The 19682-nt window shown below is 68.1% G+C and carries 20 protein-coding genes and 1 pseudogene; 17 read left to right on the forward strand and 4 right to left on the reverse strand.

What is annotated here, in order from left to right:
• Positions 1-2: 2 nt before the first annotated feature.
• From CEQ11_RS10170 to CEQ11_RS13495, 9 genes and pseudogenes are all read left to right on the forward strand, one after another.
• Positions 3-1313 (forward strand): ATP-grasp domain-containing protein, encoded by a 1311-nt coding sequence (locus CEQ11_RS10170; protein WP_193763017.1) that lies wholly within the window; start codon positions 3-5, stop codon positions 1311-1313.
• A 32-nt stretch (positions 1314-1345) separates the two neighbouring features.
• Positions 1346-2311 carry an NAD(P)-dependent oxidoreductase gene (locus CEQ11_RS10175; RefSeq protein ID WP_088478527.1) on the forward strand — a complete coding sequence of 322 codons (966 nt, stop codon included), beginning with the start codon at positions 1346-1348 and terminating at the stop codon, positions 2309-2311.
• A complete protein-coding gene (locus tag CEQ11_RS10180) occupies positions 2308-3615 on the forward strand; it encodes a glycosyltransferase (RefSeq protein WP_102957519.1) in 1308 nt (435 codons plus the stop codon). The genes CEQ11_RS10175 and CEQ11_RS10180 overlap by 4 nt, the downstream gene beginning before the upstream one ends.
• Positions 3612-4937 (forward strand): oligosaccharide flippase family protein, encoded by a 1326-nt coding sequence (locus tag CEQ11_RS13190; protein WP_088478529.1) that lies wholly within the window; start codon positions 3612-3614, stop codon positions 4935-4937. Before CEQ11_RS10180 ends, CEQ11_RS13190 begins: the two co-directional genes overlap by 4 nt.
• Entirely contained in the window at positions 4934-6436 is a 1503-nt protein-coding gene (locus CEQ11_RS10190; RefSeq protein ID WP_227718917.1) for an O-antigen polysaccharide polymerase Wzy family protein, read from the forward strand. The genes CEQ11_RS13190 and CEQ11_RS10190 overlap by 4 nt, the downstream gene beginning before the upstream one ends.
• A 76-nt stretch (positions 6437-6512) precedes the next feature.
• A pseudogene (locus CEQ11_RS13490) lies at positions 6513-6623 on the forward strand (sugar O-acetyltransferase); the annotation flags it as partial.
• Between the two features lie 317 nt (positions 6624-6940).
• The gene (locus CEQ11_RS12945) at positions 6941-7114 is read left to right on the forward strand and encodes a hypothetical protein (protein ID WP_193763018.1); all 174 of its coding nucleotides are present in this window, start codon (positions 6941-6943) and stop codon (positions 7112-7114) included.
• Between the two features lie 3 nt (positions 7115-7117).
• On the forward strand, positions 7118-7759 hold the full coding sequence (locus CEQ11_RS10200) for an amino acid permease (protein WP_088478533.1): 642 nt from the start codon (positions 7118-7120) through the stop codon (positions 7757-7759).
• Between the two features lie 53 nt (positions 7760-7812).
• Positions 7813-8052 (forward strand): hypothetical protein, encoded by a 240-nt coding sequence (locus tag CEQ11_RS13495; RefSeq protein ID WP_369804940.1) that lies wholly within the window; start codon positions 7813-7815, stop codon positions 8050-8052.
• Positions 8053-8207: 155 nt separating this feature from the next.
• Here CEQ11_RS13495 and CEQ11_RS10210 read toward each other — a convergent pair whose 3' ends face one another.
• Both CEQ11_RS10210 and CEQ11_RS10215 read right to left on the reverse strand, forming a co-directional pair.
• Entirely contained in the window at positions 8208-9716 is a 1509-nt protein-coding gene (locus CEQ11_RS10210; protein ID WP_127913488.1) for a phenylacetate--CoA ligase family protein, read from the reverse strand.
• A gap of 86 nt (positions 9717-9802) precedes the next feature.
• Positions 9803-11134, reverse strand: a complete 1332-nt coding sequence (locus tag CEQ11_RS10215) for a polysaccharide biosynthesis tyrosine autokinase (RefSeq protein WP_088478535.1) — start codon at positions 11132-11134, stop codon at positions 9803-9805.
• Between the two features lie 319 nt (positions 11135-11453).
• Here CEQ11_RS10215 and CEQ11_RS10220 point away from each other — a divergent pair, with 319 nt between their 5' ends.
• Positions 11454-12047 carry a low molecular weight phosphatase family protein gene (locus tag CEQ11_RS10220; RefSeq protein WP_088478536.1) on the forward strand — a complete coding sequence of 198 codons (594 nt, stop codon included), beginning with the start codon at positions 11454-11456 and terminating at the stop codon, positions 12045-12047.
• 57 nt (positions 12048-12104) lie between these two features.
• Here CEQ11_RS10220 and galE read toward each other — a convergent pair whose 3' ends face one another.
• Complete coding sequence (gene galE / locus CEQ11_RS10225) at positions 12105-13154, reverse strand: UDP-glucose 4-epimerase GalE (protein ID WP_088478537.1); 1050 nt, start codon at positions 13152-13154, stop codon at positions 12105-12107.
• A gap of 174 nt (positions 13155-13328) precedes the next feature.
• On the opposite strand from galE, the gene CEQ11_RS10230 reads away from it, so the two are divergent.
• Together CEQ11_RS10230 and CEQ11_RS10235 are read left to right on the forward strand one after the other, a co-directional pair.
• A complete protein-coding gene (locus CEQ11_RS10230) occupies positions 13329-13472 on the forward strand; it encodes a CopG family transcriptional regulator (protein ID WP_088478538.1) in 144 nt (47 codons plus the stop codon).
• On the forward strand, positions 13469-14041 hold the full coding sequence (locus tag CEQ11_RS10235) for a hypothetical protein (protein ID WP_088478539.1): 573 nt from the start codon (positions 13469-13471) through the stop codon (positions 14039-14041). Before CEQ11_RS10230 ends, CEQ11_RS10235 begins: the two co-directional genes overlap by 4 nt.
• Positions 14042-14172: 131 nt before the next feature.
• On the opposite strand, the gene ychF is transcribed toward CEQ11_RS10235, so the two are convergent.
• Complete coding sequence (gene ychF, locus CEQ11_RS10240; protein ID WP_088478540.1) at positions 14173-15258, reverse strand: redox-regulated ATPase YchF; 1086 nt, start codon at positions 15256-15258, stop codon at positions 14173-14175.
• Between the two features lie 45 nt (positions 15259-15303).
• On the opposite strand from ychF, the gene CEQ11_RS10245 reads away from it, so the two are divergent.
• The 5 genes from CEQ11_RS10245 to CEQ11_RS10265 all read left to right on the forward strand — a co-directional run bounded on the left by CEQ11_RS10245 (position 15304) and on the right by CEQ11_RS10265 (position 19595).
• Positions 15304-15789 carry a hypothetical protein gene (locus tag CEQ11_RS10245; protein ID WP_227718843.1) on the forward strand — a complete coding sequence of 162 codons (486 nt, stop codon included), beginning with the start codon at positions 15304-15306 and terminating at the stop codon, positions 15787-15789.
• Between the two features lie 81 nt (positions 15790-15870).
• The gene (locus CEQ11_RS10250) at positions 15871-16857 is read left to right on the forward strand and encodes an ABC transporter ATP-binding protein (RefSeq protein ID WP_088478541.1); all 987 of its coding nucleotides are present in this window, start codon (positions 15871-15873) and stop codon (positions 16855-16857) included.
• Between the two features lie 76 nt (positions 16858-16933).
• Positions 16934-17788, forward strand: coding sequence for an ABC transporter permease (locus tag CEQ11_RS10255; RefSeq protein WP_369804923.1), 855 nt, complete (start codon positions 16934-16936; stop codon positions 17786-17788).
• Entirely contained in the window at positions 17785-18978 is a 1194-nt protein-coding gene (locus tag CEQ11_RS10260; protein ID WP_193763019.1) for a sensor histidine kinase, read from the forward strand. Before CEQ11_RS10255 ends, CEQ11_RS10260 begins: the two co-directional genes overlap by 4 nt.
• Complete coding sequence (locus tag CEQ11_RS10265; RefSeq protein ID WP_227718844.1) at positions 18975-19595, forward strand: response regulator transcription factor; 621 nt, start codon at positions 18975-18977, stop codon at positions 19593-19595. The genes CEQ11_RS10260 and CEQ11_RS10265 overlap by 4 nt, the downstream gene beginning before the upstream one ends.
• The last annotated feature ends 87 nt before the right edge of the window (positions 19596-19682 follow it).

Genomic DNA, 19682 nt, shown 5'->3' on the forward strand with positions numbered 1-19682 from the left:
CCATGGACCTGAACTCCAAGCCACTGGCGGGAAAGAAGCTCCTGCTGCTGGACGGTTCGCGCAAGGCCATTGAGATCATCGACGAGGCCCACCGTCTCGGACTGCATGTGATCGTCACGGACTACAACACGCCCGAGCAGTCCCCGGCGAAGTTCGCCGCAGACGAGCACTTCCAGGTCAGCACCAGTGATGTGGCGGCCGTGGTGGAGCTCGCCCAGCGCGAAGGCGTGTCCGGGATCCTCGCCGGCTTCTCCGACCGGTGGCTGCCCGCCTATGCGGAGATCTGTGCCGAGGCCGGCCTTCCCTGCTACGCCACCGTCGATCAGATCAAGCTGTTCACGGACAAGAAGCGGTACAAGGAGCTCCTGCACGAGTTCGGCGTGCCCACGCTGCGGAGCTACTCGGTGGAGGAGGCGACCTCGGGCGGCATTCCCGCCGCGCAGTTCCCCCTGATCATCAAGCCCTCCGACGGAAGCGGCTCCCGCGGCATCAGCATCGCGCAGACCCAGACGGACCTGGAGGAGAGCCTTGCCGTCGCCCGGGACTACTCCTGGACCCAGGACATCGTGATCGAGCGCTTCATGCCGGGGGAAGAGGCCACCGTCTACTGGGTCTTCCAGGACGGAGAGTGCCACGTCTGCCTGATGTGGAACCGGCACATGCATGACTTCGGACCGGACCTGCGCTACCGCCTCCCGGTCGCCTACTCGTCTCCGAGTTCGCTCCTTCCCCGGTACCTCGAGGAGGTCGCCCCGCGCGTCGTGGAGATGATGAAGTCGGTCGAGATCACGAACGGCATCATGTTCATGCAGGGGCTGATCCACGACGGCGTCTTCCACACCTACGACATCGGCTACCGTGTCACGCCGACGCAGGAGTACCGAATCGTGGAGCAGCTGTGCGGGTACAACCCGCTGGCCATGCTGCTCCACTTCGCTGTCACCGGCTCCATGGGCGTTCCCGAGCTCGGCAGGCTCGCCCGTCCCCGCCATGACGGCTTCGGGTACAACGTCTCCATCCTGGTCCGCCCCGGCACCGTCGGGGTGTACCAGGGACTGGACGCCGTGGCGCAGCTGCCCGGGGTCCTCTCTGTGGGAACCTCCCTCTCCGAGGGAGAGACACTCCCCGAAGAAGGCTGGGGACAGCTGCGCCAGATCGCCGTTCGCGTCATCGGCGTCAGCGACACCGTCGACGGCATGCGCGAGAGCATGACCACGATCGCCGACCTCGTGGACGTGAAGGACACGTCCGGGGAATCCATGGTCATTGCTGACACGGTCCCTCCGGGCGACCTGGCAGAACGAGTCCTCTGAAGGTACAGACAGACGTCAACGTTGGGAGAGACATGCGCTTTGTGGTGACCGGTGCAGGCGGATTCCTGGGCAGCGCCCTCGTGCGAGAGCTGTTGTCCACGACCGACCATGAGGTGGTGGCGGTGAGCTCGCAGGGGCCGGCGGAGATGAAGGAGCTGCTCGAGCGGACTCCGTTCCCCCCGCTCTCTAGGACCCCGCACGTCCACGCCCGCGAGGAGCTACTCCAGGAAGGATTCCTGCAGAGCGGGGACGTCGTGGTCAACTGCGCCTTCCCCTGGAACCGCGGCGGGACGGCCATGGCCCAGGGCCTGGAGTACCTCACCATGCTCTTCAAGACCGCCGCGTCCGTGGACCTGCACAGCTTCGTGAACGTGTCCTCCCAGAGCGTCTACTCGCAGGCACGCACGGAGCCCGCTACTGAGGACAGCCCCATCGAGTGCGACACCCCGTACTCGACCGGCAAGTACGCCATGGAACTGGCCGCCGCGCTGGTGCTGAGCCCGCAGGTCCTGGTCAACGCCCGGATGTCCAGTCTGATCGGCGTGGGCTATGACGTCCGGATCGTCAACCGGTTCATCACGAAGTTCCTGGCCGGTGACACGGTGACGATCCAGGGCGGGGAGCAGACGTTCGATTTCATGGATGTCCGTGATGCCGCACAGGCGCTCATCACGGTCGCCGTGGCCGGTCCTCGTCCCGAGGGCCCGGCACTCAACATCGGGAGCAACAATCCGCTGACGTTGAAGGAGATCGCCCAGACGGTCGCGAACGTCGTCCGTGCGGAGACAGGTCATCCCGCGGAGATCTCCTGGGAGGCTTCGGCCGGCGATGACCGGACGCTGGGCCTGGACTCGGGCCTGCTGCGTCGAGAGTACGATTTCGCGCCTCGTCACTCCCTCGAAGACTCGGCTCTGAACATTCTCCAGGCGATGGCGACTCCCCGGCTCACCTCGGTGCGCGAGACACCCACCGGCCCCGTCGAGGGAGGCCGCCGATGACTCGCCGCCTGCTGCTCTTCGCCAACTCCTTCCCCTATGGGAAGCAGGAACCGTACCTGATGCGGGAATGCCACTACCTGGACGCCTTCGACGAGGTCTATATCTTCTCGCTGTCGCTCCGCAAGCATCAGATGGATCACCGGCGGGATCTCCCGCTCAAGCAGGTGACGGTCGTCCCCGTCCCGTTCAAGTCCCACCTGTTCTACGCCGCCGTCTCGCCCAGGGCTCTGGTGTCCCGTGCCTTCGTCACCGAACTTCGTCAGCTCTTCAAAGACCGTCGCTTCACCGTGGCCCGAGCTGTCCAAGCACTGTCTCAGTTCAGCCGTGCCGAGCACGAGGCGTCCGTGATCGGGCGCTTCATCCGTGACAACATCACGCCGAGCTCCTCCGACGAAACCGTCTTCTACGCCTACCGTTTCCTCTACCAGCCGTACCTGATGAGCAGACTGGCGGCGAGGTTCCCGTCGAGCCGACTCATCGGGCGTGCCCACGGCATCGATCTCTTCGAAGAGCGCCAGCCGACGGACTACCTTCCGGGCCGCGCGATCAACCTCGGTGTTCTGGACGAGCTGCACAGCGTCTCACAGGCCGGCGCCGAGTACCTGCGGGCGCGGCATCCGGATTTCGAAGAGAAGATCCAGGTGTCCTACCTGGGGACCGAGGACCATGGGGTCCGCCCCCCGCGGTCCTCCACTCAGGTGCTCCGGCTCGTCTCCTGTTCCGACGCGGCTCCCGTCAAGCGACTTGAGCTCCTCGTCGAGGCACTGAGGGGAATCTCGGACACCGTCCAGATCGAATGGAGTCACTATGGGGATGGCCCGGACATGGACCGGGTGCGCGCCATGGCCTTGACCCTGCCAGACCACGTCTCCGCCACCTTCTACGGCTGGACTCGCAACGATGAAATCCTGGAGGCCTACCGCTCCGGACGGCACGACGTGTTCATCAATGTCAGCAGCTCTGAGGGACTGCCTGTGTCTATCATGGAGAGCAGTTCCTGCGGGCTTCCCACCATCGCCACGGACGTTGGCGGCACCGGAGAGATCGTCTCTGACGGCGTGAACGGCCGGCTCCTCTCAGCCGACCCGACGCCGCGGGAGATCGCGGCCGCGGTCGAGGAGTTCGCCCGGATGGCTCCCGTTGCCTTCGCCCGCCGGTCGGTTGCTGCCCGCGAGACGTGGAGTACGCACTTCGACTCCGACCGGAACTATCGACAGTTCGTCGCGAAGATGCTGTCATCACCCGTCAACGTCGGCCGCTGCGCACACCGCGACCAGGCCAGGAAGGAACTTCACAGCCCGTGACGTCCTTCTTCCGCCGTCTTCGCAAGAAGGCCGTAGGCGACGGCCGGCTCCTGCGTCAGCTCCTCACCGTGCTGTCCGGGACGACGATGGCCCAGCTGATCACCATCGTCGGAATGATCCCGTTGGCTCGTCTCTATTCGCCCACAGACTTCGGGTTCTTCGCGATCGCCCAGTCGATCGTGCTTGCCGGGTCGATGGTCGCGGCCCTCCGCTATGACATCGCCCTCGTTCTTCCCGAAAGCCAGTCGGCCGCACGCTCGGTCCACCGATTGGCCTCACGGATCATCATGGTGACGTCCACCGTTCTCGCCGTCGTCCTGTTGCTGGCCCATCGGAGGGTCAGCGAGCACTATGAGAACCCCTCCTTCGGCATCTGGCTCACCGTGACAGCGCTCATCGTCTACGCGATGGCGCAGATCTTGAACACGCAGAACTGGCTGATCCGGATGAAGCAGTTCGGCCTCATCGCACAGAACCGGATGCTGGCAGCATTGCTCATGCTGACGGCGCAACTGGTCTGCGCACCCCTGGTGGGTGGGTTCGAGGGGCTGCTGATCGGCATGCTCGTCGGACAGGTCGTCACCCTCCTCATCCTGAATCGGCGGGTCCCGGAACTGCACACGTCACTCCCAGAGGACGCCCCTGCAATCCGGGAGATGGCCGTGCGCTACAAGAAGATGCCGCTGCTTAATGCCCCCAACGTGCTAGTGGACGCTGTCCGGGACGCCGGGATCAACATCCTGATCGGCAACATCGCGCTCGGAGGCCTCGGGCAGTACTCCTTGGCGAACAAGGCGACGAATGCTCCGGTCTACCTGATCCGCGGCGCCATCGCCCAGGTGTTCTTGCCACTCATGGCCCGCGCCCGCCCCGGTGAGCTGGCGCCGCTGGTGAAGCGACTTCTCATCCGCCTCGGCTTCGTGGCCGCCCCGGTGTTCCTGGTCTTCTACTGGCTGGCACCCTGGCTGTTCCCCCTGTTTCTGGGAGACCAGTGGGGCCAGGCAGGCCTGATCGCCCAGGCATTGATGCCGTGGCTCTTCATGAACACCTTCACCTCGCCGCTGGCCAACGTGTACGTCACCACGGAGCGTCAGGGGTGGCTGTTAGGGTTCGCCGTGGTATATGCGGCAGCGCCGTTGATCTTCCTGTCGACCAGCACGCTCCCGCTGCTCCCCCGGGTACAGGTCATGGCATGGATCATGGCCGCGGCCTTGATGTGCATGCTGGCCATGACCTTGATCATCACTCGTCAGTTCGACCGCCGTGGTCAGGCAGCCGAGGTCGCCTCGGACGTGGCACGGCCGACGAAGGAGCAGTCATGAAGAGCGCCCGGAAACCCGCAGCCCCCGGCGGCACCGGACTGGTGATCGCCCCGATCGCGGTGGCGGTGCTGGTGCTCGCCGCCGTCGTTCTCATCGATCCGCAGATGCGGGCGTGGTCCATACCGGTGAGCCTCTGGATCGCGGCGGTCGGCTTCGCAGCCGCTCGGCTCCGCGACCGCATCATGCTGCTGGCTCTGTTGGCGACCTACGCCTTCTTCCTGCTGGGCAAGCCGGTCATGATGGGCTATTTCGGCTACGAGGGCCTCGGCTGGTATGCCGAGGTCGAGGACCACCTGATTCTCACGCTGTCCCTGGGCCTGCTCGGCATCGTCGCGGGGTATCTCCTGTACCCCCGGTCGATCATCGCCCTCCTCGCCCACCGTCGCCGACAAGCACGATCGACCGCGCACGAGGAGGCCCGGCGGCAGTTCGCTGAACGCTTCGCCTCCGCAGCGGAGCTCGCGTACTGGGCGACCCTGCCCTTCGCTCTCGCCTATCTGGTCACCAACATCCGCACGGCCAGCCAGGCCGGCTACACGGGCCTCTACGTCAGCGGGCAGGGCGGTTTCGCTTCCATCTCCGCCTATGGCGACTTCGCCAACACCGTCGTCTTCTGTGTCTTCCTTGCGACCCTGGCGTCACCACGGCGAACCTGGGTCGTGCTGATCACCGCCTTCACCGCGCAGGCCCTGATCATGGTCACCGGCGACCGCGGCGACTTCGGCACCTTCATATTGATGGTCTTCGCCTACCTGGTGTACCGGGCCCGGCATCAGGACACGGCGCTGATCCCGTTGCGCCGGCTGATGCTGATCGGCGGCGCGGCGGTGACCGTTCTGGTCCCCGTTTTCCTCCTGGTCGGGGCGAACCGCGAAGGTGCAGAAGGAAGCGACACCCTGTCCGGCTTCCTCTACGGACAGGGCTCCAGTCTCAACGTCATCGAGTACGGCCTGCGCTACGAGTCACGCCTGCCGGAGGGCCACTACCTCATGACGTTCGCCAGTCAGGGACTCCTCCGACTGGTATTCGGGGGAGACGGCGGACTCGCCGGCAACACCGTGGCGTACGCGCAGTCCGGCACGTCTCTGAGCCACTCGCTGTCCTACATCACCCTCGGCGACGTCTACCTCACCGGACGCGGTGTGGGCTCGTCCTTCCTCGCCGAGGGCTACGCGGACTACGGTTACGCTGGCGTCCTCCTCGTCGCCGTGGCCTACGGACTGTTGGTGGCCTGGATCGACGCCTTCGGTCCCGGTTCCGTGGTGGCCAATGCCGTGCGCCTGCTCAGCATCCCCGCCATCGTGTTCGCACCTCGTGGCAGCGCTTCCGGTTTCCTCGCCGACGTGCTGTCCCCGGTGACCTTGGCCGTACTGCTGGGCACTTGGTTCGTTGCGCTTCTGCTCAAGGACCGCCGGCGTGAAGACACCTCACGCGTCTCGCCGCGCGTCGTCTCGCCGACAAGAGTCGCGCAACCGCCCCATCTGACTTCGAGTCGATAGGGCCACATCTCTATGTCCAAGCTCCGCGTGCTCTCCCGAATGCTCAGGAATGGCCGGTTCATGTTCATCGTTAGCGGTGGCGATCCCGCCCGGCGTGCGCATCGGCACGCGTGCGATCATCGCCGCCGGGTCTGTAGTGACCAAGGACGTGCCGCCAGACTCCATCGTCGGGGGCGTCCCGGCCAAGCGGCTGGGCGAGTTCTCTGAGCTGGAGGCACAGCGCCTGACGGACGCGGGATGCTTCGACGGCATGACACGCGCCCAGATCGACGACGCGCTCTGGGAGCGCTTCGACGCCGCACGCGAATCTGCGGTCACCCGCTGACCCGCTCCCCCGCCTCAGAGCCGACCAGACGAGGAACCTCATGACCGCCCATCCCCCACCGGCTCCGGCCGGGACATCTCCACGCGCACTCCGCCGCAGGCTCACTCCCGCCTGGGCGTTCGCCCTCGCGATCGGCTCGGAGGTGGGGTGGGGGGGCCTTCGTCCTGCCCTTCGACTGGTTGCAAGGCGCCGGGCTCGCCGGGGTGGTCCTGGGCTTCGGCGTCGCCACCGTGCTCATCCTCGTGGTCGGCCTGGTATACGCGACCGCCATCCGAGCCCTTCCCCGCACCGGCGGCGGGGCGCTCTTCGCACTCCTCTCGGCCGGACGGATCCCCGGATTCATCGCGGGCTGATCTTTGGCCCTGGGGTACATCGGGGTCGTCGCCATGAACGCCTCGGCGGTCACCCTGATCTTCCGTATGACCTTCCCGGGGCTCCTCTCCCACGGCAAGCTCTTCGACGTCGCAGGGTGGGAGGTCTACCTTGCGGAGGTCCTGGTCACGATTCTGTTCATCTGGGTCTTCGCCCTGCTGAACATGAAGGGGGTGGAGTTCACCGGACGGTTCCAATTCTGGGCGGTCATCACCATGCTCACCTGCATCACCGCGCTCTGCGTGTCAGCCGTGTACGCCTTCCTGACGAAGGACATCGAGCTGCCCGCAGCCGTTCCCCCGGGTCAGTCGCTGCTGACCAGCGTCTTCGTCATCCTCGCGATCGCGCCGTGGGCTTTCATCGGGTTCGACACCGTGCCACAGATGGCCGGGGAATTCGGCTTCGCCCCGCGCAAGCTCTTCGGGCTGATGGTGACGGGCATCGTCACTGCAGCGGTGGTGTACATGCTCATGTCACTGGCGACGGCGATCGCGGTGTCCTCTCGGGCCACGGACTACAGTGACAGCTCCCGGCCGCCGGCGGAGGCACTCACGGACCTGCTGGGCCCCATGGCCATGGTCCTGGTGGTGGCGGCGGTCTCCGCGGGCGTGCTGACCGGGGGCTGAACGGCTTCATCGCGGCATCCTCGCGGGTGCTGTACACCATGGGCGAGGCCAAGATGATCCCACGGACCTTCCGCTCGCTGTCCCGGACCTCCGGCACTCCGGTGTTCTCCATCCTGGTCATCGCCACACTGTGCTCGACGACCCCGGGGTTCGGCAGGGCCGCCTTGAGCTGGCTCGTGGACATGACCTCGGCCGGCATCACCATCCCATACTTCTTCGCCTCATCTTCGTCATCTCCCTCGCCTCCGTCAGGCTCCGGTCGGCGGAGGCGATGGCTCCCTCCGCCGGACTGAAGGTCCTGGGCATCGCCGGCGCCTTGATCGCCGTCCTGTTCCTCTCGTTGTTGCTCGTCCTCTCCTCCCCGGGGCGTTGGGCACCGAGTCGCTCTTCGCCCTCATCGTCTGGGCCGTCCTGGGCGGTGCACTGCTGGGCTTGAGTTGGCCGCGCTTCAGAACGACGGACATCGACGCGCTCCACCGGGAGTACACGGAGGCTGGACAGCAATGACAGGCCCCATGTGAGCCGTGCACACGGCTGCCATGGCCACCTGCAGAAAGAGGCCGGCTCGGGGAGGACATCCCCGGGCCGGCCACGTTCTTGGGCCCCGAGAGAGACGACGGCGCGCTCCCGTCGTCAGCGGCCCCCCCTCGACAAGGGCTGACGGATCGTCGATGTCACTCACGAAGGGCTTACGCTTGCCCGACGCCAGCACCGGCATCTCGTCGACGTACTCGAAGCGGCACTCGACAACGTCGCCGACCCGCTCGTCCAGGATACGGCGCAGGGTGCGCTCGATCTCTGTCGACGGCTCTGCGTTGAGGAGCCATGTGAACCGCCCGATGTCGTGCTGGCGCAGCTGGAACTGGCGGAGCTCAGAGATTTCCCCGGCAACGGCCCAGATGGCCAGGGCGTGGAGCTTCCTCGGCGCCGCAGCGGTGCCTCCCACCAGCACATCCAGTCGACGACCGTGCAGGTCGACGATCGTGTTCCGGACGGCCTGACCCTGGTCGTCGAGCTTGAACCGCGCCATGTCACCCGTGTCGTAGCGCAGCAGAGGCATGGCCAGGTTATGCAGATCGCTCACCACAAGGCGACCCAGCTCCCCCGGTGCGGCAGGCTCGTCGGAGTCCTCCTGCAGGATCTCCACGTGGTACGAACTGGTGTCGACCTTGTAGGCGCTCCAGTCGTCTCGGTCTGAGATGCTCATGGCTCCGACCTCCATGCTGGAGTACCGGGCATGGGCCTGGACGCCGAAGAGGCGACGTGCCGCCGCGAAGAAGTACGGGGTCGGTGCCTCCCCTGAGGAGATCAGGGTGCGGACATTGCCCGGGGCGAACCGCGCGCCTTCGGCCTCGAGGGTGCGCATGACCATCTCCAGGTACGACGGATAGCCCAGGAACATGACGTCTTTGCGCTTCTGCACCCAGGCCTTCAGCGGCGCGATGTCCGCGGGGTCGAAACGGTCCCCATGCGCTGGGTAGTGTTCACGCAGGATCTGCACGGCACGGCTCCTGGCCGAGATACGGACCCACTGACGCGCCCGCACGATGGGGGCGAACGGGTCGGCTCCGACGTACGTGAGCGATGCCGCCACCCCGGCCTGGTTGCGCCGGGCACGAGAACGGTCCAGGTAGACCGTCATGGGAATGCCGGTCGACCCGGACGTCGTCCGCGACACGAGCTGGCTGCGGTCCACCCCTGCGCGGAGGAAATCCTCGACTCTGCTCTTGACCATCAGTTTGTCCACCACGGGCAGGTCCTCGAGGGACGAGGCCTGAGCGGAGTGGCGGTTGTAGAACGGCACGTTCCGCACGGCGTGTTCGACGATCCGGTCGATGCGTTGCGGTTCCGCGGCGCCCACCGGCTGTTCGAGAGCGGCGAGGATCTCGGACTCGATGTCGTCGAACGAGCCCTTGGTCAGGGCTCGGGCCGCCATTCTGCGCAGTGCAGACTTCATGGATGATCCTCCACTTCAAAGGGCTGGAATGGGGCCTCCGGCAGGGCGCAGAGAGCGCCGCTCCCACGTGGGAGGAGGCCTCCACCTCAGCCATAGTACTGGAAGTATCCGTCGATCTGCGACACCGGGACGTCGTTGAGCACGATGCCGTACACGGACGCGTCGGCGGCCTCGAGAGTCGACAGCGCCTCCGTGAGCTGGTTCTGGCGCGCAACCCCCGAGCGTGCCACCACGACGGCGCCGCCGGCCTGGTGGCTAAGGATTGCCGCGTCGGTCACGGGCAGCAGTGGGGGTGCATCGAGGATGACGTACTCGAAGTGCGTCTCGAGGAGGGCGAGCAGTTCCGCCATGGCCTCCGACCCCAGCAGCTCAGACGGATTCGGGGGAACCGTTCCGGCGGTGAGGACCGACAGGTCGTCCACGGACAGCATCACGTCGTTGAGGTCGGCCCGGCCGGTCAGCACGTCGGACAAGCCCAGCTCGTCGTCCAGGCCCAGTCTGGCGCCCACCTGCGGGCGGCGCAGATCCGCGTCAACCAACAGGACCCGCGCACCAGCCTCGGCCAGGACCTTGGCAAGGTTGGTGGAGGTCTCAGTCTTGCCCTCACCCTGCACAGACGAGGTGACAACGATGGAGGAACGCCGTTCACCGCCGAGAGCGACGAAGCCCACGGCGGTGCGCAGTTTCCGATACGACTCACCGCTGGCCCGGGCCATGCCGCGGCCGGGCGTGGCCTTGCTCGGCCCCTTGTGATGGACCACGGAGGCCAAGACCGGTGCGTCGGTGATGTCCTCCAGGTCATCCCTCGTTCGGATACGGGAGTCCAGCAGGCGCCGCACCAGCGCCTGGCCCAGGCCCAGGACGAGGCCCGCAATCAATCCGAGGGCGATGTTCAGGACGGGACGCGGTGACACCGGTCGGGACGACTCCGTCGCCGGCTCCACCACCGTGACGGTGACAATCTCGTCCCCGTCAGGACCGGTGGGCACGACGTCGCTGGTGACGTTCTTGAGGCTTGCCGTGATCGCGTTGGCGATCTCGCTCGCACGTCCGGCATTCGTGTCCGTGACCGTGACGTCGACGATGGAGGTGCCTGCGGGAGCCGACACCGAGACGCGACTCCGCAAGGCCTGTGGTGTCACGTCCAGACCCAGTTCATCGATGACCGGCTCGAGCACGAGGGCGCTGTCGGCGAGGGCGACGAAGGAGGAGACCTGCCGCTCGGCGTAGATGGCGCCGGAGGACAACTCACCGGCTGAAGCCGCCGTGTCCACCGCGATGAGCGCCGACGACGTGGAGCTGTACTTCGGCGTCTGCACGTACGTGAACGCGACAGCCGCGCCCGTGCACAGCAACAACACGGCCAGGGTGCTACGCCAGTACTTGCGGAAGGTCTGTAGGTACTGCTGAAGATCCATCACGTTCCCTCGATCGAGACTCCTATGAAGTTCGCCACGATATGGACCTACCAATGGCAGCGTGACGTTCGCGGCGCCTGTTGCCTAGCGAGAGCCTCACCGGTCAGCCGCGGGCTGTCCATCCCGCATGCGAGCTCGGTCTACCTTATCCCAAGTTTCGGACAAGGAAGGGCAAAGTCTCGGACAGGGAAGGGCAATCCGTGGGGGACCCTACGGCCTGATCACCCGATGCGGCGGAGACCACGCGGGTATCTTGTGTCCCGAGCGCTCCAGTGGGGAGCGTACCCCGGCGCGTCCACGACGATGAGGAGCCGAACCGATGACACGATTCACGTTGACGACACGATTCCCGTTGCAGTCCGGCGATGGAGATCGTCTAGCGCTCAGACACGAAGGTCCCTTCAAGGTCCTTTTCGTCTGCACGGCCAACATTTGTCGTTCCGCCTACGCCGATGTGACCAGTCGCGCCCGCGGCATCCAGGGCGTCGAGTTCGGCTCGGCAGGAACGCGCGCGCTGGTCGAACATCCCATGGATCCGCCCATGGCCGCAGAGGTTCACGCCGCCGGAGACCCGTCCCAGCACGTCGCACGCCAGCTCACCCGAAGTCTCCTGGAGGAAGCGGATCTCGTGCTGACCATGGGTCCAGACCACCGGCGATGGATCCTCGACGCCTGGCCCCAGCACGGGCGCAAGGTGTTGCTGCTGTGCCAGGCGGCCCGAATCATGTCGGACCTGCCCCCAGACCTGGAGCTGGACCGCCTTGTCGCACACCTCTGGGCGCATCGCTCCGCCGATCCGAGCGACGAGGTGCAGGATCCATACAAGCGGGGCCCAGAGGCCATGGCGACCGCCGCACGGCAGATCGATACGGCCATGGACGTCATCGCGCCCGCGCTGGAGCACATGTCCTAGGGCTGACGTGTCCCACAGCGAGCGGCCGCGCGGCTGCGTGGGGCGTCCGTCTCTGCGTCAGTGAGAGTCCCCCGCGTAGCCCGAGGGATTGGCCTGCTGCCACGCCCAGAGATCACGCACCATGGCGTCGGTATCACGACAAGCCCGCCACCCCACGGTCTCAGCGATGGCATCCACAGACGCGCATGACGCAGCGATGTCACCGGGTCGGCGCTCGACGACCTGGAACGGCACCGGGCGGCCGGTAACGCGTTCGAAAGCCTGAATCATCTCGAAAACCGTCACGCCTTCCCCGCGGCCGATGTTCCAGACCCGCACCCCGACCTCTTCCCCGGGCCGGGCCACCATCCATTCAAGGGTGGCCACGTGGGCCTCCGCCAGGTCCATGACGTGGATGAAGTCCCGCACGGCGCTGCCGTCACGTGTGGCGAAATCAGCGCCGAAGACGTTCAGTTTCTCGTATCGCCCGCCCGCGACTCGCGCCACGAACGGCATCAGGTTGGCGGGAACGCCCTGCGGGTCCTCCCCGAGACGACCGGAGGGATGCGCCCCGACGGGGTTGAAGTAGCGCAGCACAGCCACCCCCATGTGACGCTCCGCCTCGTGCATATGCCGGAGCACCTGCTCCGCCATGAGCTTGGAGTGCCCGTAGGGGGTGACCGGCGCGACAGCGGCATCTTCCCCCACCGGCACCGGCGCTTCATCCCCGTACACCGTGGCGGAGGAGGAAAAGAGGAAGGCGCGGACACCAGCGGCACCCGCGACCTGGGCGACTGCGGCGGTACCGGCAACGTTCACCGTGTAATACGATGCCGGATCGGCGAGTGACTCCGTAGGCGATTTCAGTCCGGCGAAGTGGACGACGGCATCCGGGCCGAATCCCTGCACGGTCTCCCTATAGGACACGGGCTCACGTACGTCGGCTCTGTGAAACCTGAGGCGCGGTCCTCCGAACGTCACACCAGCCAGCTCCGCCACCCGCTCCAGGGGAACGATCGTGCTCGAGACCAGGCTGTCGAGCACGAAGACATCGTGACCGGCGTCGAGCAGGACACTGACGGTGTGGGAACCAAGGAATCCGGCGCCGCCGGTGACAAGTACGCGCATGGGGCCGATTGTATCGGCCGGCCTGCGTGCCGTCGTCGTGCTGCTCGCTCGCTGGTGAACACTCGGGACCGCCGGGGTGCTCACAAGGCATCAGGGCTGCGGTCACGGCTCGCATGACCACCTACACCAGGCCTGCGCGCCCACCCCATCACCTAGTTTGCTAGCATCCTATCCATGTCCGAGAAGTCCCAGTTCAACGTCTACCTGCCGCGCGAGCTCGTCACCCGGGTGAAGCACCGCGCGGTGGATGAGAACACCAGCCTCTCCGCGCTCGTGGAGAAGGCCCTGACCGCCTACCTCGAGGAGGACACGAAATGATCGTGCACCCCATCGTCACCACCCCGCACCCCGAGCGGTGGGTCGCCCTGGCCTCGGCGCTCCGCGCCACGGTCCGGCACCACGACGACGGCACTCACCTGGCCGAGTTCGCCGGCGGTCGGCTCTCAGTCGCCTCCGGAGACGCCCCCGGCGTGGAGTTCGGCCTCGAGGAGGTCCGAGGTGAGCTGCCGGTGAAGAGCGGCGCCGTGCAGGTGGCCCCGCTGCTGTGCACACCGCAGGTCGAGGAGACCGCACAGATGCTCGCAGGCCAGGGGCTGCAGAGGCGGCTGACCTCGGACAGCGGCGACTGGGCCGACCTCGCCGGTGACGGCCTGGTGGGCGTGCACGTGGGCGAGGACGAGTCCACGGTGATGGCCTTCGAGGCCACCGACGTGGAGGCGCTGAAGGAGCCGCTGGAGCAGGCCGGCTTCCGCGTGGCACTGGTGGACGAGGCCTATGGCCGCACCCTGCGCGTGGAGCGCCCGGACGACCCGCGGCAGGAGGCCGAGCTCTGGATCAACGAGACCCAGACTGATTTCTACGGGTATAGGCGGCACGCGGAAAGCTGAACGCAGTCTCCGCGTAAAGCCGTGAGGAGCCCCTCCTTCCCAGCGAAAGCCATCAACCGCGGCGCACAACGGCCGGCCCCGGAAGTGTTCCGGGGCCGGCCGTCGTCGAGAAGCCCTCAGGGGGCAGGGACTCACACGTTGAACCGGAACTCGACCACGTCACCATCCCGCATGACGTAGTCCTTGCCTTCCATGCGCACCTTGCCCGCGGCCTTCGCCTCCGCCATTGACCCCGCAGCAACCAGGTCGTCGAAGCTCACGATCTCGGCCTTGATGAAGCCGCGCTGGAAGTCGGTGTGGATCACGCCGGCAGCCTCGGGCGCCGTCGCTCCGACGGGAATGGTCCAGGCGCGCGTCTCCTTCGGCCCGGCCGTCAGGTAGGTCTGCAGGCCCAAGGTGGAGAAGCCCACGCGGGCCAGCTGGTCCAGGCCGGACTCCTCCTGACCGGCCATCTCCAGCATCTCGGCGGCCTCCTCCGCGGAGAGATCCACGAGCTCGGATTCGAGCTTGGCGTCCAGGAACACGGCCTGCGCTGGGGCCACAAGCTCGCGCAGCTCGGCCTGCCTGGCCTCGTCGGCCAGCACGGCCTCGTCCGAGTTGAACACGTAGATGAAGGGCTTGGCGGTGAGGAGGTTGAGCTCGCGCAGGTGCTCCAGTTCCAGCCCGTCTTTCGTCACGCCGGTGAAGATGGTGTCCCCGCGCTCGAGGACGGCCTGGGCGGCCTTCAGCGCGTCCAGCTCGGCCTGGGTGCGCTTCTTGCCCTTGACCTCCTTCTCGATGCGCGGGATCGCCTTCTCCACGGTCTGCAGGTCCGCGATGATCAGCTCGGTGTTGATGGTCTCCATGTCCGAGGCCGGGTTCACCGTGCCGTCCACATGCACCACGTCGCCGTCCTCGAAGGCGCGCACCACCTGGGCGATCGCGTGGGCCTCACGGATGTTCGCCAGGAACTGGTTGCCCAGCCCCTCGCCCTCGGAGGCACCCTTCACGATGCCCGCGATGTCCACGAAGGACACCGTGGCCGGAAGGATCCGCTCGGAGCCGAAGATCTCGGCCAGCTGCGGCAGGCGCTCGTCCGGCAGGTTCACCACGCCCACGTTCGGCTCGATCGTCGCGAACGGATAGTTCGCCGCGAGGACGCTCTGGCGGGTGAGTGCGTTGAAGAGGGTCGACTTGCCCACATTGGGAAGTCCCACGAATCCGATAGTCAGTGCCACGGTGGACCATCCTACCGGCGCGCCGGGACGGGTAGCGTGGTCCCTGTGAACCAGAACACCTCCCCCATCGGCAGTCCGCTTCCCGACGACGGCACCTCGCCCTCCGAGGGCACCTCGCCCGAGGGCGTGGTCGGCCCCTCGGACGAGATGGTCCCGCTGATCGGCCTGGCCGTGGAGCACGGGCTGGACCTGATGGGCCGCGGAGAGGACCTCGAACCCACCGTCTTGGCCATGACCGCGGACGGCATGCGCGGCATGTGGACGAGCCCGGAGATGACCCCGGAGGACTCCGCCGGCTTCGTGGCGAAGATCGACCCGCGCCCGGCCAAGGCGGTGGCCGTGTTCCACGGCGGCGTGGAGCAGGAGGACGGGCTCGCCCCGGCCTACTTCGTGGAGTCCTTCGAGGCTGGCACGGCACAGTCCGTGCGCCTGGTGTTCCTGCACAGCGTCGGTGACCAGGAGACGGGCGAGGCCCCGCAGACGCTCGGCGAGCCGACCGTGGTGGGCAACGGACCCAATCCGCTGGCCTGAGCCGCACCCATGACATCCGTCATGGCGAAGTGGTGACGCCCGGCAGATCCGTTCTCCACCGCATCCGTCGAGGCTGGTCACATGACCAGCCGACAGCAGACCTCAGCCCCCGAGACCACCGCCCCACCCACCGCGACGACGTCCGCCGTCCCGGCCGCCGACGAGCGCCCCGACCTCGTCATCGCCGCCGAAGACGTCCACCGGCACTTCGGGAAGGTGCGCGCCGTGGACGGCGTGGACCTGTCCGTCCCGCGCGGCGAGGTGATGGCCCTGCTCGGGCCGAACGGCGCCGGCAAGACGACCTTCCTGGACATGGTGCTGGGCTTCACCGTCCCCTCCTCCGGCCGCCTCGAGGTGTTCGGCTGCAGCCCCCGTGGCGCCGTGGCCGACGGCCGAGTGGGCGCCGTCCTGCAGACCGGCGCGCTGCTGGACGACCTGACCGTGGCGGAGACGCTGCGCTACATCGCCGGCTGCCATCGCCGCCATCTCCCCGTGGAGGACGTGGTCGAGCGCGCCGGGCTCGAGCGGATCGCCGCCCGCAAGGTGAAGAAATGCTCGGGTGGTGAGAAGCAGCGGCTGCGCTTCGGCCTGGCCCTGCTCACCGACCCCGAGCTGCTGATCCTGGACGAGCCCACCGCCGGCATGGACGTGTCCGCCCGCGCCGAGTTCTGGGACGCCATGCACGCGGAGGCGGACCGCGGCCGCACGGTCGTGTTCGCCACCCACTACCTCCAGGAGGCCGCGGACTTCGCCGACCGCATCGTGCTCATGCGTTCCGGCCGCATCCACACCTCCGGCACGGTCCACGAGCTCACCGCCGGCGCCCCGCGCACGGTCTCCTGCACCTGGGCCGGCCCCGGCTCGCCCGCCGAGGTCGCCGGCCGCTTCGGCGCCCTCCTTCCCGACGCCGGCTCCCGCGCCTCCGGCGAGCGCGTCGCCTTCTCCGTGGCCGACGGAGCGGACGCCTCCGACCGCCTGGTGGCGGCCCTGCTCTCTGAGGGTCTCGGCCGGGACGTCGAGGTGGAGCGCGCCACCCTGGACCGCGTCTTCCTGGACCTCACGGCCTGACGGCCGCCGCCCCCGATCCTGCCGCCGCCCGTCGCCCGGCGTGCGGCCCAGCCCTGTCCACAGATAGGACCACCCCATGACCTCCCCCTCCTTCACCGCAGCCTCTGCCGCCGGCACCGCCGCCGGGTCCGCGAACCCCGGCCTGTCCTCCGTCCGCGGCCCCGCCTCGCGCCTGGCCTCCTTCGTCCGGCACGACCTCGTCCGCCAGCTGAAGATGGTCGAGTCGATCTTCTTCATCGCCGTGCTGCCCACGGCGCTGTTCCTGATGTTCGGCGCGCTGGCGGACTGGGGCGACGTCCGGATGGAGAACGGCAACATGGTCGCCCACACGATGGTCTCCATGGCCCTGTACGGCGCCGTCACCGCCACCACGGCGATCTCCGGCTCGGCCGCCGTGGAACGGCAGCTCGGCTGGGGTCGCCAGCTGTCCCTGACGGCCCTGTCCGGCACCTCGTACATGGTCGGCAAGGCGCTCGTGGCCGTGTGCATCGCCGCATTGCCGGTGGCGCTGGTCTACGCCGTGGGCGCCGTCACCGGAGCCGAGCTGGACGATGTCTGGCGTTGGGCGGCCTCGGCCGGGCTGACCCTGCTGGCCGCCGTACCGTTCGCCTTCTACGGCCTCGCCGCGGCCCTGCTGTTCCGCTCCGAAGCCGCTGTGTCCGCCGCCTCCGGCATGCTCGTGGTGTTCGGCTTCCTCGGCAACCTGTTCATGCCGCTCAACGGCGTGCTGCTGGACATCGCTCGCTTCACCCCGCTGTACGGCTCGGGCGTCCTGGCCCGATGGCCCATGATGGAGGGGCAGGTCGTCGCCGTCGACGGCAGCGTCACCACGGATCCGCTGTGGGCGGCGGTCCTGAACGTGGCCGCATGGACGCTGGTGTTCCTGGCGATCTGCCTGCTCGCGAACCGACGGAGGACCTCCCGCGCATGAGCACCGTGCACACCGACCCGGCGCAGGCCGAGCCCGACGACCGCCCCGCGCGCACCCTGCCGCGCGAGGAGTGGCCGGCGGTGCTCGGCTTCGCCGGCGTCTGGCTGGTCTTCCTCCTCATGGCCGTCGCGTCCGTGACGGTAGACCGGGTGCGGTCCGGGGACGCCGTCGGCGCGCTGGTCTCCGTGGGCTCCGGGCTGGCCTTCACCGCCGTCTACCTCACGGCCTTCGTCGCGCCGCGTCCGTTCCCGTCATGGCCGCGCCCGGTCAACGCCGCCGGCTACACGCTGCTGCTCGGCGCGGTCACCGCCGTCTTCGCCACCGTCGCCGGGACCGCAGCGCTGAACGTGCTGCCCTACTTCTCGGCGGTCTGGATCTTCTCTCAACGGCGCCGGATCGCCCTGGTGGCCGCCGTCGTCGTGGCGGTCATCGGGGTGACGCTCGCCCAGCTGCTCACCGACGGCGAGGGGCGGACATGGCTGACCGTCTCGGTGACCGTGGCGACGGCCGTGATCATGGCGGTACGTCTGGCCGCGGACAGCGAGGACTCGATGCGCGAGGTCAGGCACGAGCTGGACCTGTCCCGCCAACGCGAGGTGCTCGCCCGGGACGTCCACGACGCCCTCGGCCACTCCCTCACCGCCGTCCACGTGAAGGCTCAGCTGGTCGCCCGGCTGATCGACGCGGACCCGGCCCGGGCGAAGGACGAGGCCGAGCAGATCGCGGCCCTGGCCCGCACCGCCATCGGCGAGGTCCGCTCCACCGTGGACGGCCTGGCGGCCCCGCAGCTGGTCACCGAGCTCGCCGGCGCCCGCCGCGTCCTGTCCGACGCCGCCATCCGCGCGGACGTCCCCGGCATCGAGGCCGCCGCCGAGGTCCCGGAGCCGGCCGCCGGACTCTTCGCCTGGGCCCTGCGCGAAGCCGTCACCAACGCCGTGCGTCACTCCGGGGCCGACCGGGTCCGGGTGCGGCTGGCACCGGACCGCCTCGTCGTCGTGGACGACGGCGTCGGCCTGGACGGCACGGTGAGCGGACAGTCCCAGGCGAGCGGGCCGTCGTCGGGAAGCCGCCGCGGCACCGGTCTCGCCGGGCTGCGGGCCCGCGCCGAGGCCGCAGGAAGCACACTGGTGGTGCGCCCGGAGCACCCGGGCACCGAGCGTCCCGGCACCCGAGTGGAGGTCACGCTGTGAGCACCGACGCCCCGCTGCGCCTACTGCTGGCAGACGACCAGTCCCTGGTCCGCGCCGGCCTCGCCGCGCTGCTGGACCTGGAGCCGGACATGCAGGTCGTCGCGCAGACAGACTCCGGCGCCGCCGTCGTGGACCTGGCCCGCGAGCACGCCGCAGACGTGGCGCTGCTGGACGTCGAGATGCCCGGCGTGGACGGTATCGAGGCGGCCGCGGCGCTGAAAGCGTCCGGGCTGGGCTGCCGCGCGCTGATCGTCACCACGTTCGGCCGCCCCGGCTACCTCTCCCGCGCCCTGGAGGCCGGCGCGGACGGCTTCGTGGTGAAGGACGTGCCGGCAGAGGAGCTCGCCGACGCCGTCCGCCGTGTCTCCCAGGGACAGCGCGTGGTGGACCCCTCGCTGGCGGCCGAGACCCTCTCCCTGGGCGGCAGCCCCCTCACCGGCCGCGAACAGGACGTGCTGCGTGCCGCCCTGGAGGGCGCGCCGGTGCGTCAGATCGCCGCCGCCCTGCACCTGTCCCCCGGCACCGTGCGCAACCACCTCTCCAGCGCCATCGGCAAGACGCACACTTCCACCCGTGCCGAGGCCGCCGCCGTGGCCCGAGACCGCGGCTGGCTCTGAGGCTCCGGGCCGGTCAGGCGCAGGGGACCGGGGCCGAAGAGGAACGGTGGCCCGCGGCCTGTCAGGCGCGGCGGACCAGGGCCGGAG

The sequence above is a fragment of the Micrococcus sp. FDAARGOS_333 genome (assembly GCF_002206575.2).
GTDB classification, from domain to species: domain Bacteria; phylum Actinomycetota; class Actinomycetes; order Actinomycetales; family Micrococcaceae; genus Micrococcus; species Micrococcus lylae.